Origin of the sequence: Promicromonospora citrea (assembly GCF_013004695.1) — a bacterium.
GTDB classification, from domain to species: domain Bacteria; phylum Actinomycetota; class Actinomycetes; order Actinomycetales; family Cellulomonadaceae; genus Promicromonospora; species Promicromonospora citrea.
Genome location: NZ_JABEMG010000002.1, coordinates 25,454 through 39,714, shown reverse-complemented (window position 1 = coordinate 39,714; position 14,261 = coordinate 25,454). Strand labels below are relative to the sequence as shown.

Below are 14,261 nucleotides of genomic sequence, written 5' to 3'. Positions count from 1 at the left end.
GTGCCATGACCACTCTCGACGTCGCCGCGCCGCCGGCCCGCCACCTGACCGGCGCGGGCCTCGCGGTGCTCCTGCTCGGCTACGGCCCCGTCAACTTCACGTTCGGCGCGGTGAACCTGCTCGTCCCCGCCATCACCGACGACCTGTCCGTGACCCCGTCGAGCGCCGCGCTCGTGCTGTCCGCGTACACCACGACCTTCGCGGCGGGCCTGGTCGTGTCCGGCCGGCTCGGCGACCGGTACGGGCGGCGCAGGCTGTTCGCGACCGGCCTCGCCTCGTTCACGGTGCTCGCGGCGCTCACCGGCCTGGCCCAGGGGCTCGTCGACCTCGTGGTGCTGCGCGCGGCCCTCGGTCTGGCGGCCGGCCTGTTCACGCCGCAGGTGCTGGCGACGATCCAGGCCACGGCGCCCACCTCGCTGCGTGCCCGCGGGGTCATCATGTTCACCGCCACGGCGGCGACGGCCACGATCCTCGGGCAGCTCGTGGCGGGCGCCGTCGCCACCGTCCTGCCCGGCCACCTGGGCTGGCGTGCCGTCCAGCTCGTCACGGCGGTGCTGGCCGCGGCGGCCCTGCCCGCCCTGCGCACCGTGCCGGAGTCCCGCTCGGAGGCCGTGCCCGGTCTCGACCTGCCCGGTGCGACGCTGCTCGCGGCGGGCCTGGTGGCACTCGTCGTGCCGCTGACGACAGGCCCGGGCGCGGGCTGGCCCGCGTGGTCCGTCGGGCTGCTCGTGGTCGCCGCGGTGCTGCTCGCCCTGTTCGCGGTGACCCAGCTCCGCGCCGAGCGCCGCGGGCTGGTGCCCGTCGTCCCGCCGAGCGTGCTGCGCGTGCCGTCGGTGCGGCTCGGTCTGGGCATGACCCTCATCTTCTTCGCGGCGTACGGCGCGCTGCTCTACGAGCTGGCCGAGTACGCGTCGGTCGCCTGGGGCGCCGAGGGCTGGCGGGTGGCGCTCCTGGTGCTCGGCTTCGGCATCGCGTTCACCGTGACGGCGCTCGTGCTGACCCGCATCCTGCAGCGCACGGGCCCCCGTCTCATGGTCTGGGCCGGGACCGGCCAGGCGGTCGTGCTGGTCGGCATCGCGCTGGTCGTGTGGGCGGACGGCGGACCCGGGGCGCCGGTCGTGCTCCAGCCCCTGCTCGTCGCGCTCGGGATCGTCCAGGCGATGATGTTCGGCCCGGCGCTGCACACCGTGCTGCAGGGCACGCCCACCTGGGCCGCCGGTGCCGCGGGTGGACTGCTCACGACCATGCAGCAGCTCGGGCTCGGGCTGGGCGTCGCGGTGCTGGGCGGGCTCTTCCACGTGATGGCCCGCGCGGCGGACGGGACACAGGCCGCTGCGGCCACGGGGTCGGGGTCGGGCCTCGCCGTCGGCCTGTCCGGGGTGCTCCTGGTGCACGCGGTGTGCGCCGTCGCGTTCGCCGTCCTCGCGGCCCGCGTGGTGCACCACACGGCGCGCGCCTGAGACGGGAGACCGCGCGCCGAGACCGGGTCGCGCCCGTTGGTGGATCCCCACAAACGCTTCCCCGAGACGTTGGCCGAGATCGCGGCAGACCAACCTACGGACCCGTAGCCTACGCTTGCGTAGGCTACGAGAGCGTAGGTTGCGGAACGGTCCTTTTCCGGCCGAACCCGTGCCAGGATGGAAACGTCCCCGGAACGGGCCGGGCGTCTCCGCGACTGCGGACGCTCGCGTCCGACGTCGAAGGAGGAAGCGTGACTACGACCAACGGCTCCAACGAGGCGATCCCGACGTTGCAGCTGCTCGACCCCGAAGGGCGCCGCGTCACCACGCGCGGCACCAAGGGGTACCGCGACCGCGCAGCGACCCTGACCGCGGAGGATCTCCGCGGCATGTACCGCGACATGGTCCTGACCCGTCGCTTCGACGACGAAGCGACGTCGCTCCAGCGCCAGGGCGAGCTCGCCCTGTACGCACCCTCTCGTGGCCAGGAGGCCGCGCAGGTCGGCAGTGCCTACGCGCTGCGGCCGCGGGACTTCGTGTTCCCGTCCTACCGGGAGCACGGCGTGCTGCAGGTCCGTGGCATCGACACCGTCGACCGGCTGCGGTTCTTCCGCGGGTCCGACCACGGCGGCTGGAACCCGTACGAGCACAACGCGCAGGTGTACACCGTCGTGATCGGCGCGCACGCGCTGCACGCCGTCGGCTACGCGATGGGCGTCCAGCGCGACGGCACGCCGCTCGACGCGCACGACGGCACCGCCGTCATCACCTACTTCGGTGACGGCGCCACCTCGCAGGGCGACGTCAACGAGGCCATGGTCTACGCGACGGTGAACCAGGCCCCGGTGGTGTTCTTCCTGCAGAACAACCAGTGGGCCATCTCCGAGCCGACCACGCGCCAGACCCGCACGCCGCTCTACCGGCGCGGCGAGGCGTTCGGCATGCCGAGCCTGCGGGTCGACGGCAACGACGTGCTGGCCGTCTACGCGGCGACCCAGGAGGCCCTCGAACGGGCCCGCCGGGGCGAGGGCCCGAGCTTCATCGAGGCATTCACGTACCGCATGGGCGCCCACACGACGTCGGACGACCCGACGCGCTACCGCACCACCGACCAGGAGGAGGTGTGGCGGCGCCGCGACCCGATCGACCGCCTCGCCGCCCTCCTGCGCGCGGAGAAGGAGCTCGACGACGACTACGTCGCCGAGGTGCAGCAGTCCGCCGACGAGCTCGGCGTCCGGCTCCGGGCCGGCGTCCGCGCTCTCGACGGCGGAGCGCCCGTCTCGACCTTCGACGACGTCTACGCCACGCCACACGGCGTCGTCGCGTCCGAGCGGGCCTGGTACGAGGCCTACGAGGCCGGTGACCCGCCGGCCGACCAGTACGCGATCGCGGAGACGGCCCAGGGAGGCGCACGATGACGACCATGGCGGAACGTACCCGGACCACGTCCGGCGCCCCCGGGGGCACGCGGACCCTGACGCTCGGCAAGGCCGTCAACGAGGGCCTGCGGGCCGCGATGCGGCGCGACGACAAGGTCATGCTCATGGGCGAGGACATCGGCCCGCTGGGCGGCGTCTTCCGCGTGACCGACGGGCTGCAGGCCGAGTTCGGCGAGCAGCGCGTCGTGGACACGCCGCTCGCGGAGTCGGGCATCGTCGGCACCGCCGTCGGCCTGGCCATGCGCGGCTACCGGCCGGTCTGCGAGATCCAGTTCGACGGGTTCGTCTTCCCGGCGTTCAACCAGATCACCACGCAGCTCGCCAAGATGCACAACCGCACGCGCGGCGCGGTCGAGCTGCCGGTCGTCATCCGGATCCCGTACGGCGGCGGCATCGGTGCCGTCGAGCACCACAGCGAGAGCCCCGAGGCGCTGTTCGCGCACACGGCGGGCCTGCGCGTGGTCTCGCCGAGCACCCCGCAGGACGCCTACACGATGATCCAGGAGGCGATCGCCTGCCCGGACCCGGTCCTGTTCTTCGAGCCCAAGGGGCGCTACTGGGCCAAGGGCGAGGTCGACCTCGACGCCGAGATCGGCTCCTCCACGCTGGACGCGGCCCGCGTGGTGCGTGCGGGTACCGACGTCACCCTCGTGGCGTACGGCCCGTCCGTCGAGACGGCGCTCAAGACCGCCGACGCGCTCGCGCAGGAGGGCCGGTCCGCGGAGGTCATCGACCTGCGCGCCGTCTCGCCGATGGACACGGCCACCGTGGTGACGAGCGTCCGCCGGACGGGTCGTTGCGTCGTGGTCCACGAGGCGCCGGTGTTCTTCGGCGCCGGTGCGGAGATCGCCGCCCGGGTGACCGAGGAGTGCTTCTACGCGCTCGAGGCGCCGGTGCTGCGGGTGGGCGGCTTCCACACCCCGTACCCCGTGGCCAAGCACGAGCACGACTACCTGCCCAGCGTGGACCGGGTGCTCGACGCCGTCGACCGTGCCTTCGCGCACTGAGCAAGGAGCCAGCAGCCAAGTGAGCTCGAACAACCAGAGGTTCCCGCTCCCCGACGTCGGTGAGGGCCTCACCGAGGCGGAGATCGTCGAGTGGCGGGTCGCCGTCGGCGACACCGTCGAGGTGAACCAGACGATCGTCGAGATCGAGACGGCGAAGTCGCTCGTGGACCTGCCGTCGCCCTGGACCGGGACCGTGTCCGCCCTGCTCGTCGAGCCGGGCACCACCGTCGACGTCGGCACCCCCATCATCGAGATCGCGGTCTCGGAGCCGGCGGGCGCCGCGGCCCCCGCGGCGGCACCCGAGCCGGGGGCGGCCACGGAGCAGGCGCAGGACGAGGCCTCGGGGTCCGTCCTGGTCGGCTACGGCACGGCGGAGGCCAAGGCGAGCGGGCGGCGTCGCCGGTACCAGGCAGCACCCGCGGCACCGGCCGCGGTCGCCGTCGCTCCGGCGCCCCCGGCGCCGAAGCCCGCACCGGCCGCGCCCAAGCCGGCCCCGGAGCCGGCAGGAAACGGGACGACGACCGCGACGCGGGCACGGGTGCTCGCCAAGCCACCGGTCCGCAAGCTGGCCAAGGACCTGGGGGTGGACCTGGCGAGCGTCCACGCGACGGGTCCTGGCGGCATCGTGACGCGCGAGGACGTGGTCGCCCACGCCGAGCGGTCGTCGGTGCGCACGCTGACCCACTACCCCGACGACGAACCGTGGCTCGCCTCGGGCGTGGTCTCGCCGGACGGGCGCCAGACGCGTGTCCCGGTGCGGTCGGTGCGCAAGCGCACGGCCGAGGCCATGGTGGCCAGCGCCTTCACCGCCCCGCACGTGACGGTGCTGCACACGGTCGACGTCACCCGGACGATGAAGCTCGTGGCCTCCCTCAAGGAGGACCGCGACTTCGCCGACGTCAAGGTGACGCCGCTGCTGGTGGCGGCGAAGGCGGTGCTGCTGGCCGTCAAGCGCCACCCGCAGATCAACGCCTCGTGGGACGACGCGGCGCAGGAGATCGTCTACAAGCACTACGTCAACCTCGGCATCGCCGCGGCGACGCCGCGGGGTCTCGTGGTGCCGAACATCAAGGACGCCCACACGCTCGACCTGCTCGGGATCGCCACGGCGCTGAACGAGCTCACGGCGACCGCGCGGGCCGGCCGGACGTCCGTGACAGACATGTCGGACGGCACGATCACGATCACCAACCTGGGCGTGTTCGGCATCGACACGGGGACGCCCATCCTCAACCCGGGGGAGTCGGGGATACTCGCGTTCGGCGCGATCCGGCAGCAGCCCTGGGTGCACAAGGGCAAGGTGAAGCCGCGCTGGGTGACGACGCTCAGCTTCAGCTTCGACCACCGGCTGGCCGACGGCGAGCTCGGCGCCCGGTTCCTCTCGGACGTCGCGCGCGTTCTGGAGGACCCGTCGCGCGGCCTCGTCTGGGGCTGATCCCGGACGCACAGGACCCCCAGGTCACCACGGTGACCTGGGGGTCCTGTGCACGGGCAGGCCGGGTACCCGGACGGCCGCGCGCCGCCCGGGAGCCGCGTGGCCTCACGCCACGCGCATACCACCGATCGACCGCGGCCTGCCGCGACGGCGCTTGCGGCTGCGCACGGTGCCGTCGACGACGATCTCGCCGCCCCAGACCCCCCAGGGTTCGCGCCGCGCGAGCGCACCCGCGAGGCACTGGGCCTTCAGCGGGCAGTCGCCGCAGGCGCGCTTCGCCGCCTCGAGGTCAGCCGGATGCTCCGCGAACCAGAGCTCGGGCTGTTCCGAGCACGGCACGGAGTCGTCGGTCTCGGTGATGATGTTCGCGAGGTCCACACTGGTCACAACGCAGAAGAGGGCTAAAGGGTTGGGTTTGGTGCATAATCCAGCCCAACTTTTTGCGCAGGTTCCGCGTATGTCCGGTTCGTCCTGATCCACACCGTGGTCAACCGGACACCCGGAGACGGTCAGAACCCCCTCGGCGCACGCCTAGGCTGGAGCGGTGACCCCGACCGACGCACGGAACAGGACCGGCACCCCCGCACGCGCCGGCGCGGCAGGCCCCGCCGCCCCGCCCTGGCTCGCCGTCGCGCTGCCCGCGGCGGCGCTCGTCGCGCTCGCCGCCCTCGTCGCGGCCGGCGCGTTCTCCGGCGCCTTCACGGCGTTCGCTGCGTTCACCGACCCGGGGGCGCTCGTCCGCTGGGGCGCGCCGGTCGCGACGATCGTCACCGAGCTGTCGCTCGCCGTGACGATCGGGTCGCTCGCGCTGGCGGCGTTCGTCCTGCCCCGCGGCCCGCTCGTGGACCGCGCCCTCGGCGTCGCCGGGGTGACGGCGGGCCTGTGGACGCTCGCGGCCCTGATCCAGCTCGTGCTGCGCTTCTCGTGGTCGACCTACCTGCCGCTGGACGCGCCGGGGTTCGGCCCCACGCTCATGGAGTACGTCACGACCATCACCGTCGGGCGCACCTACCTCGGCATCGTCGTCGTCGCGGCGCTCACCGCCGCCGTCGCGCTGCTCGTGCGCGGGCGGGTCGGAGCGCTGTGCGCGCTCGCGCTGCCCGTCGTCGCGCTCGGCATGCAGTCCTCGACCGGGCATGCCGCGGGCGCCGCGAGCCACGACCTGGCGGTCTCGGCCCTGTTCCTGCACCTCGGCGGCGCCGCCCTGTGGATCGGCGGCCTCGCGGCCGTCGCCCTGGTCGGCCTGCGCCACGCCGCGACGGCGGACGTCATCCGCCGGTACTCGAACATCGCGCTGTGGTGCTTCCTCGCCGTCGCCGTGTCCGGCCTCGTCAGCGCCTGGATCCGGCTGGGCTCGCTGGACGGCCTGACCACGGACTACGGCGTCCTCCTCCTGATCAAGGTCGTGCTCCTCGTCGTCCTGGGCGCGCTGGGCTGGCTGCACCGCACCACCGTCGTCGCACGGCTGGCCTCGCCCGCCACCACGCGGGACGCCGCCGTCGGCCTGTTCTGGCGGCTCACGGCCGTCGAGGTCGCCGTCATGGGGGCTGTCTCCGGCGTGGCGGTCGCGCTCGGCTCGACGGCGCCGCCTGTGCCCGACGAGCCCATCGCCGACCCCACGCCCGCCGAGCTCGTCACCGGCCACCCGCTGCCGCCCGAGCCCACGCTCGCGCGCTGGTTCACCGAGTTCCAGTGGGACGTCATCCTCGCCTTCGGCTGCGCCGCCGCGCTCCTCGTCTACGTGCGGTGGGTGCTGCGCCTGCGGGCCCGCGGTGACGCCTGGCCCGTCGGGCGCACGATCTCCTGGTGCCTGGGCGTCGTCGTGCTGTTCTGGGCCACCAACGGGGGCGCGGCCACGTACGGCCACGTCCTGTTCAGCGCGCACATGGTGCAGCACATGGTCCTCGCCATGGTCGTGCCGATCTTCCTCGTGCTCGCCGCGCCCGTGACCCTGCTCGTCCGCGCGGTGCCCGCCCGCAAGGACGGGTCGTGGGGGCCGCGCGAGTGGGTCCTCGCGCTCGTGCACTCGCCGTGGGGCCGGTTCATGGCCCACCCCGTCGTCGCGGCCGTGCTCTTCGCGGGCGGCATGATCGTCTTCTACTTCACGCCGCTGTTCGAGCTCGCCCTGACCACCTACGCGGGCCACGTGTGGATGGTCCTGCACTTCACGCTGGTCGGGTACCTCTTCGCCAACGCGCTCATCGGGGTCGACCCCGGCCCCTCACGGCCCGGCTACCCGCTGCGGCTGGTGCTGCTGTTCGCCACGATGGCGTTCCACGCGTTCTTCGGCGTCGCGCTCACGTCCGGCACCGCGCTGCTCGTGCCCGAGTGGTTCGGGCTCCTGGGCCGCCCGTGGGGCCCGAGCGCCATCGAGGACCAGCAGCGGGGCGGCGCCGTCGCCTGGGGGATCGGCGAGCTGCCGACGCTGCTGCTCGCCGTCGGCGTCGCGATCTCCTGGACGCGGTCCGACCAGCGCGAGGCCCGGCGCAACGACCGCAAGGCCGAGCGTGACGGCGACGCAGAGCTCGAGGCCTACAACGCCATGCTCGCGCAGAAGGCCGACCAGGCGCGGCGCGGCCAGGGGTGACACAGTCCGGGTGACGCGGAGGATATTCCTGCCCGCCACCCCACCGGCCCGTGGTAGACGTGGTCGGTGAACGAAACCCCGCAGACCCCGTTCCACGACCTCGACCACTACGTCGCCGTCCCGCGCCTCGCCGGCCTCACGGCGAGCCCGGACGGCACCCGCCTCGTCGCGACGGTGCAGACGCTCGACGGCGAGCGCACCGCGTACCGCACGGCCCTGTGGGAGGTGGACCCGGCGGGCGAGCAGCCGGCCCGCCGCCTGACCCGCTCGGCGAAGGGCGAGTCGTCCGCCGCGTTCACGCGCACGGGCGACCTCCTGTTCACCTCCGCCCGCCCCGACCCCGACGCGGCCGACGGTGCCGACCCGGTCCCGGCCCTGTGGCTGCTGCCCGCGGACGGCGGCGAGGCGCGGGTCGTCGCGACCGCGCCGGGCGGCGTCTCCGCCCCGCTGGCCGCACGCTCGGCCGACGTCGTGAGCGTCGCGGCGGAGCTCCTGCCGTCCGCGGGGGACCTCACGCAGGACGCCGCCCTGCGCAAGGCCCGCAAGGACCAGAAGGTGTCCGCGATCCTGCACACCGGCTACCCCGTGCGGTACTGGGACCACGACCTCGGTCCGGGCGAGGACCGGCGCCTCGTCGGTGACCTCGGGGCGCTCGCGGACGTGCCGGCGGCGCCGCTGCCCCCCGCCCCCGGGGCGGACGCCGAGGCGCGGGCCGCCGAGCCGGGCAGGCACCTGGAGCTGCGCGACCTCACCGGCCCGGGCCGGTACCTGCACGATCACGCGGCGGACCTGTCCGCCGACGGCGGCACCCTCGTGACCTCGTGGACCGTCCCGGACGCCGGGGCCGCGCAGCGGTCGACGCTCGTCGCGATCGACACCGCGACGGGCGAGCGTCGCGTGCTCGTCGACGACCCGGACGCGGACGCGACCGCGCCCCGGATCTCGCCCGACGGGGCGTGGGTCGCGTACGTGACCGAGTCGATCTCGACGCCCGAGCAGGCACCGGTCGTCCGCCTCGGCCTCGTGGCGCTGGACGGCTCCACCGAGCCCGTCGTGCTCGCGGACGACTGGGACCGCTGGCCGGGCCGCCCCACGTGGCTCCCCGACGGCACCGGCCTGCTCGTCACGGCCGACGACGACGGGCGCGGCCCCGTCTTCCTGGTCGGCTTCACGGGCGCCCTGCCCGGCGGCGAGGTCGTGGTCGAGCGGGTGACCGCCGACGACGCGGTCCTCACCGACGTCTCCGTCACGCCCGACGGCGCCACGCTGTTCGCGCTGCGTACCTCGTACGTGGCACCGGCCGAGCCCGTGCGTGTCGACCTGGCGGCGTTCCGCGCGTCGGGCGCACCGGGGGAGCGGACGCCGGTCCCGGCGACCGTGCTGCGCTCGCCGGTGCCCGCCCCGCCGCTGCCGGGCCGGCTCACCGAGGTCGAGACGACCACCGACGACGGCGTCCGTGTGCGCGCCTGGCTCGCGCTCCCCGCGGACGCGGGGCCGGACGCGAAGGCCCCGCTGCTGCTGTGGATCCACGGTGGCCCGCTCGGGTCGTGGAACGTGTGGAGCTGGCGGTGGAACCCGTGGCTCATGGTGGCGCAGGGCTACGCGGTGCTGCTGCCGGACCCGGCGCTGTCGACGGGTTACGGGCAGGAGTTCGTCCAGCGTGGCTGGGGTGCGTGGGGCGGTGCGCCGTTCACGGACCTCATGGCGATCACGGACGCGGCCGAGGCCCTGCCGGAGATCGACGAGACGCGCACGGCCGCGATGGGCGGGTCGTTCGGCGGCTACATGGCCAACTGGGTGGCCGGGCACACCGACCGGTTCCGCGCGGTGGTGACCCACGCGAGCCTGTGGGCCCTGGACCAGTTCGGTCCGACCACGGACGCGAGCTTCTACTGGGCCCGTGAGATGACGCCGGAGAGGGCGCTGGAGAACAGCCCGCACCGGTCGGTCGACCAGATCCGCACGCCGATGCTGGTGATCCACGGCGACAAGGACTACCGCGTCCCGGTCGGCGAGGGCCTGCGCCTGTGGTTCGAGCTGCTCACGCGGTCGGGCCTCGCGGCCTCGGACGACGGCGAGACGCCGCACCGGTTCCTGTACTTCCCGGACGAGAACCACTGGGTGCTCACGCCGCAGAACGCCAAGACCTGGTACCAGGTGGTGTCGGTGTTCCTCGCGGAGCACGTCCTGGGCGAGACGCGCGAGCTGCCGTCGACGCTGGGCTGACCGCCCCGCCGTCCGGGTCGTTCAGCCGGCCCGGACGGCGCCGACGACCCGGACGCGGACCGCCACGTCCCCGATCTCCTCCGGCACCTTGTCCACGAGGGCGGGGTCCGTCACGTTGACCTGGAGCACCCAGCTCCCGCCGGGCCCGGTGACCTGCTCCACCGAGACCTCCTCGGTGAGCACCTCGACCGGTGAGCCACCGGACGCCGGCCGCGCCTGTGCCCGGGTCGGGTACTCGCGGGGCGGCTGTCCGAGGGACGTCGTGAACTCAGGGGCGACGCCGACGCCGATCACACCGGCCAGCCCGACCACTTTTTCCCGCAATGCGGCTTTTGCGGAGCGAGCCTCGTCGAGTGTTGCCATCCCGATCACCTCCTGGTCATCCATTGTGTCCCCCGTGTCTACCCCCTACCACCGGCCCGGGACGTGCCCTCCGCCGCTCCACGCGACCCCGGACGACGCCGCAGGTCAGGCGGTGTTCACCCCGCGACGCGCCGTCGGGACACGCCCGGCCGCCACCGGCCGGCCCCCGACACGCCCGGCGGGCGAAACGCTGGTGCGCCCACCGAACGCCCGCGGCAGGCTCATGCGAACGGCTGCGCAGGCTCGCGCGCGAGCTCGATGCCCAGGATCTCCAGCACGCGGTCGATCGGGTTGGCATAGGTGAGCCCCTTGCCGCTCCGCCCGCCGGACTCGGACCCCGCGAACAGCAGACCGAGCGCCACGCCGTCCTCGCGGTACACGAGCGCGCCCGAGTCGCCGCCGCGCGAGAACGGTCCGTCGTCGAGGCTCTCGATCTCGATCTGGTCGTCGAACGCGAGCGCGCCCAGGTCCTCGTAGCCCACGATGACGTCGTCGAGCTCGATCGCCGTCACGCGCCCCCGCGTGACCGACGTCGTGCGGCCCACCTTGCCGACGGTCTCGCCGCCGAGAGCCCGCGCGGTCTTCACCACGCGGCCGACCGGGTACTCGAAGTCGACGGGCACCCGGTCGAGCCGGGCGATGGCGGCGTCGGTGTACGCGGGCTCCGCGCCGTCGAGGTCGACCACCTCCGTCAGCTCGCCGATCCGGTCGCCGGGCGGCAGGCCGCCGTCTGCAGGCCCCGGCTGCAGCACGACGTCGCCGGGCCGGGCGTCGGGCGAGCCGGCGAGCACGTGGTAGTTCGACAGCGCGTACAGGTGCCCGTCGCCCGCCCGGGTGACGAAGGCGCCGAGCGTGCCCGCCGTGACGCCGACGTGCCCGATCGAGAGGCCGGGGCGCAGCGGTCTGCGCCGGTCGGTGTCGCCGTCGGCCAGGGACGTGGGCGCGGGCGGGCGCGGGCCCAGCTCGCTCACGGGGCGGATGCGGCCCGTGCGCCGCACGTCGACGGCGGGCCCCACCTCCGCCGACACCTTGCGCACGATCGACCGCGCGCGAGGGATCCCGAGCCGGTACCGGACGGCGATGCCGAACTCGCCCTCGCCCTGCGGCACGAGGCCGAGCGCGAGCGTCGGGGCGCGGACCACGTCGGCCGCGCGGACCGCGGTCGCGGTGCCGCCGCCCGACCGCGGCGTCGGCACGTCGCCGTGCCGCTCCGCGAGGTCGAGGGCGAACGCCGCAAGCTGCTCCTTCAGTGTCCTGGCCTCGTCGCGGTCCATACCCCTGATCCTCTCCTCACCCACCGACACACCCGACCCCACCTCGTCACGACACGCCGGTCCGTCCCCAGATGTCATCCGAAAGACGGATATCCCGATGCCGGGTTTGCGCGGTACGTTCCTCTGCTACACCCAATCACGGCCGGGTGAAAGCCAGGAAGACCTGGGATGTCACAAACCTCCCGAGCAGGCCTCCTGAAACGGTGGCGGTGCCCGGCCCGGGCACCCGCGGACACGGAAACGGCGAGAATGATCGGGACGATGGACGAGAGGCGCAGCACGCGAGTGACCCGTGCGGACGTGCGCGCGGCGCTCATGTGGGCCCTCGAGCGGGACCGCGAGGCGCTCCTGGCGCACCGCGACGCCGTGCACTCGAACAAGAGCGACCTCACGCGTCGCCGCGCGGACAAGGCGCTGGTCGAGCAGTGGCGTGCCCGCACGGCGGACACGGAGCAGGACACCAGCCGCCCCGAGTGACAATGGGCGGGTGAGCACTGGCCTGCAGAACCTCCCCCGCGTCCGCGCCTCCGAGCTCGTCGGACGGGGCTGGCTGAACACCGGCGGCAAGGACGTCACCCTCGCCGACCTGCGCGGCAAGGTCGTCGTCCTCGACTTCTGGACCTTCTGCTGCATCAACTGCCTGCACGTCCTCGACGAGCTGCGCGAGGTCGAGGAGCGGCACCGCGACGAGCTCGTCGTCGTCGGCGTCCACTCGCCGAAGTTCGAGCACGAGGCCGACCCGGAGGCGCTCGCGGCCGCCGTCGAGCGGTACGAGGTGCACCACCCCGTGCTCGACGACCCGGAGCTCGTCACCTGGGGCGCGTACACGGCGCGGGCGTGGCCCACGCTCGTCGTCGTCGACCCGGAGGGCTACATCGTGGCGCAGATGGCGGGGGAGGGGCACGGTTCCGCCATCGCTGCGCTGGTCACCGACCTCGTCGCCGAGCACGCCGCCAAGGGCACGCTGCACCGCGGCGACGGGCCCTACGTGCCGCCCGAGCCGACGTCGGGCACGCTCCGCTTCCCCGCCAAGGCGATCACGCTGCCGGGCGGCAACCTCCTGGTCGCCGACGCCGGGCACCACTCGCTCGCCGAGCTCGCGCCCGACGGCGAGACGCTCGTGCGGCGGATCGGTTCCGGCGACCGCGGGCTGCTCGACGGCGGGCCCGCCGTGGCGATGTTCTCCGAACCGAACGGGCTGTGCCTGGTGCCCGAGGAGCTGCGCGCCGAGCTGGGCTACGACGTCGTCGTCGCCGACACGGTCAACCACGCCCTGCGGGGTGTGCGCCTGGCCGACGGCCGTGTGACCACCGTCGCGGGCACCGGCGAGCAGTTCATGGTCGGCGGCCAGGAGAACGTGGGCCGGGACGGCGAGCCGCGCCGCGCCTACGAGCCCGGGAGCACGGTCGCCCCGCTCGACGTGCGCCTCAGCTCCCCGTGGGACATCGCGTGGTCGCCCGTGCGCGCCGCGTTCGTCGTCGCCATGGCGGGCAACCACACGCTGTGGGAGGTCGACCTGGTGCAGGGGTCGGCGGGCCTGCTCGCCGGGACCATGAACGAGGGGCTCCAGGACGGCCCGGGCCAGGACGCGTGGTTCGCCCAGACGTCGGCCGTCGTGCCGGCGGTCGGCGGGGACGGCCTGCCCGACGGCGCCCTGTGGATCGCGGACTCCGAGACCTCGTCGCTGCGCCGGGTCGAGCTGTCCGCCGGCGCGGACGGCGCGCCGGCAGCGACCGTCACCACCGCCGTGGGGCAGGGCCTGTTCGACTTCGGCCACCGGGACGGCGCCGCCGACCAGGCGCTGCTGCAGCACCCGCTCGGCGTCGGCGTGCTGCCGGACGGCAGCGTCGTCGTCGCCGACACGTACAACGGCGCGGTGCGCCGGTACGACCCCGCGTCGGGCGAGGTGACCACGCTCGCGCGCGGGCTGGCCGAGCCCTCGGGCGTGCTGGTCGAGGTCGCCGAGGACACCGTGCACCTGCTGGTCGTCGAGTCGGCCGCGCACCGGCTCACGCGCGTCGCGCTGCCCGCGACGCTCGTGGGCGAGGTGCTCGACGGCGGCGCGCACCGCGTGGCCCGGCCCGCCACCGGCGTCGCGGCGGGCGCTCTCCGCCTCGACGTGCCCTTCGCGCCCGCCCCCGGCCAGAAGCTGGACGACCGCTGGGGCCCGTCGACGTCGCTCCAGGTGAGCGCGACCCCTCCCGAGCTGCTGCTGTCCGGCGCCGGCACGGGGACCGACCTGTTCCGCGACCTCGTGATCAACCCCGACGTGGCCGAGGGCGTGCTGCACGTGACGGCCAAGGCGGCGTCGTGCGACGAGGTACCCCTGCTCCCGGACGGCGAGCCTGACCCGGACGTGTTCCCGGCGTGCCACCTCGCGCAGCAGGACTGGGGCGTGCCCGTGCGCGTCGTGCCGGAGGGCGACGCGGAGCTGACGCTGCCGCTGCGGGGCTGAGCCCTGCTGGTCAGG

General features: G+C 74.2%; 11 protein-coding genes. 8 read left to right on the top strand and 3 right to left on the bottom strand.

Going from position 1 to position 14,261, the window contains the following annotated elements; all coding sequences use genetic code 11:
* Positions 1-5 precede the first annotated feature (5 nt).
* From HLB15_RS00770 to HLB15_RS00755, 4 genes are all read left to right on the top strand, one after another.
* Complete coding sequence (locus tag HLB15_RS00770) at positions 6-1,460, top strand: MFS transporter (protein ID WP_171102705.1); 1,455 nt, start codon at positions 6-8, stop codon at positions 1,458-1,460.
* Positions 1,461-1,711: 251 nt separating this feature from the next.
* On the top strand, positions 1,712-2,878 hold the full coding sequence (gene pdhA / locus HLB15_RS00765) for a pyruvate dehydrogenase (acetyl-transferring) E1 component subunit alpha (RefSeq protein ID WP_229785618.1): 1,167 nt from the start codon (positions 1,712-1,714) through the stop codon (positions 2,876-2,878).
* Positions 2,875-3,906, top strand: a complete 1,032-nt coding sequence (locus HLB15_RS00760) for an alpha-ketoacid dehydrogenase subunit beta (RefSeq protein WP_171102703.1) — start codon at positions 2,875-2,877, stop codon at positions 3,904-3,906. The genes pdhA and HLB15_RS00760 overlap by 4 nt, the downstream gene beginning before the upstream one ends.
* A gap of 19 nt (positions 3,907-3,925) precedes the next feature.
* Positions 3,926-5,341 (top strand): dihydrolipoamide acetyltransferase family protein, encoded by a 1,416-nt coding sequence (locus HLB15_RS00755; protein WP_171102701.1) that lies wholly within the window; start codon positions 3,926-3,928, stop codon positions 5,339-5,341.
* 105 nt (positions 5,342-5,446) lie between these two features.
* On the opposite strand, the gene HLB15_RS00750 is transcribed toward HLB15_RS00755, so the two are convergent.
* The gene (locus tag HLB15_RS00750; RefSeq protein WP_308424949.1) at positions 5,447-5,728 is read right to left on the bottom strand and encodes a WhiB family transcriptional regulator; all 282 of its coding nucleotides are present in this window, start codon (positions 5,726-5,728) and stop codon (positions 5,447-5,449) included.
* Positions 5,729-5,885: 157 nt separating this feature from the next.
* Here HLB15_RS00750 and HLB15_RS00745 point away from each other — a divergent pair, with 157 nt between their 5' ends.
* Entirely contained in the window at positions 5,886-7,928 is a 2,043-nt protein-coding gene (locus tag HLB15_RS00745; RefSeq protein WP_171102699.1) for a bifunctional copper resistance protein CopD/cytochrome c oxidase assembly protein, read from the top strand.
* A 66-nt stretch (positions 7,929-7,994) separates the two neighbouring features.
* Entirely contained in the window at positions 7,995-10,154 is a 2,160-nt protein-coding gene (locus HLB15_RS00740) for a S9 family peptidase (protein ID WP_171102697.1), read from the top strand.
* Positions 10,155-10,175: 21 nt separating this feature from the next.
* Here the strand turns inward: HLB15_RS00740 and HLB15_RS00735 are convergent, their stop codons facing one another.
* Complete coding sequence (locus HLB15_RS00735; protein ID WP_171102695.1) at positions 10,176-10,517, bottom strand: hypothetical protein; 342 nt, start codon at positions 10,515-10,517, stop codon at positions 10,176-10,178.
* A gap of 221 nt (positions 10,518-10,738) precedes the next feature.
* On the bottom strand, positions 10,739-11,791 hold the full coding sequence (locus HLB15_RS00730; protein WP_171102693.1) for a chymotrypsin family serine protease: 1,053 nt from the start codon (positions 11,789-11,791) through the stop codon (positions 10,739-10,741).
* 261 nt (positions 11,792-12,052) lie between these two features.
* Here HLB15_RS00730 and HLB15_RS00725 point away from each other — a divergent pair, with 261 nt between their 5' ends.
* Complete coding sequence (locus HLB15_RS00725) at positions 12,053-12,268, top strand: hypothetical protein (protein ID WP_171102691.1); 216 nt, start codon at positions 12,053-12,055, stop codon at positions 12,266-12,268.
* A 10-nt stretch (positions 12,269-12,278) separates the two neighbouring features.
* The gene (locus HLB15_RS00720; protein ID WP_171102689.1) at positions 12,279-14,246 is read left to right on the top strand and encodes an NHL domain-containing thioredoxin family protein; all 1,968 of its coding nucleotides are present in this window, start codon (positions 12,279-12,281) and stop codon (positions 14,244-14,246) included.
* Positions 14,247-14,261 lie beyond the last annotated feature (15 nt).

Bases quoted from the DNA above. Each gene is read 5' to 3' on its own strand.
- HLB15_RS00770 (WP_171102705.1), top strand. From the start codon at position 6: ATGACCACTCTCGACGTCGCCGCGCCGCCGGCCCGCCACCTGACCGGC.
- HLB15_RS00760 (WP_171102703.1), top strand. From the start codon at position 2,875: ATGACGACCATGGCGGAACGTACCCGGACCACGTCCGGCGCCCCCGGG.
- HLB15_RS00735 (WP_171102695.1), bottom strand. From the start codon at position 10,517: ATGGCAACACTCGACGAGGCTCGCTCCGCAAAAGCCGCATTGCGGGAA.
- HLB15_RS00730 (WP_171102693.1), bottom strand. From the start codon at position 11,791: ATGGACCGCGACGAGGCCAGGACACTGAAGGAGCAGCTTGCGGCGTTC.
- HLB15_RS00725 (WP_171102691.1), top strand. From the start codon at position 12,053: ATGGACGAGAGGCGCAGCACGCGAGTGACCCGTGCGGACGTGCGCGCG.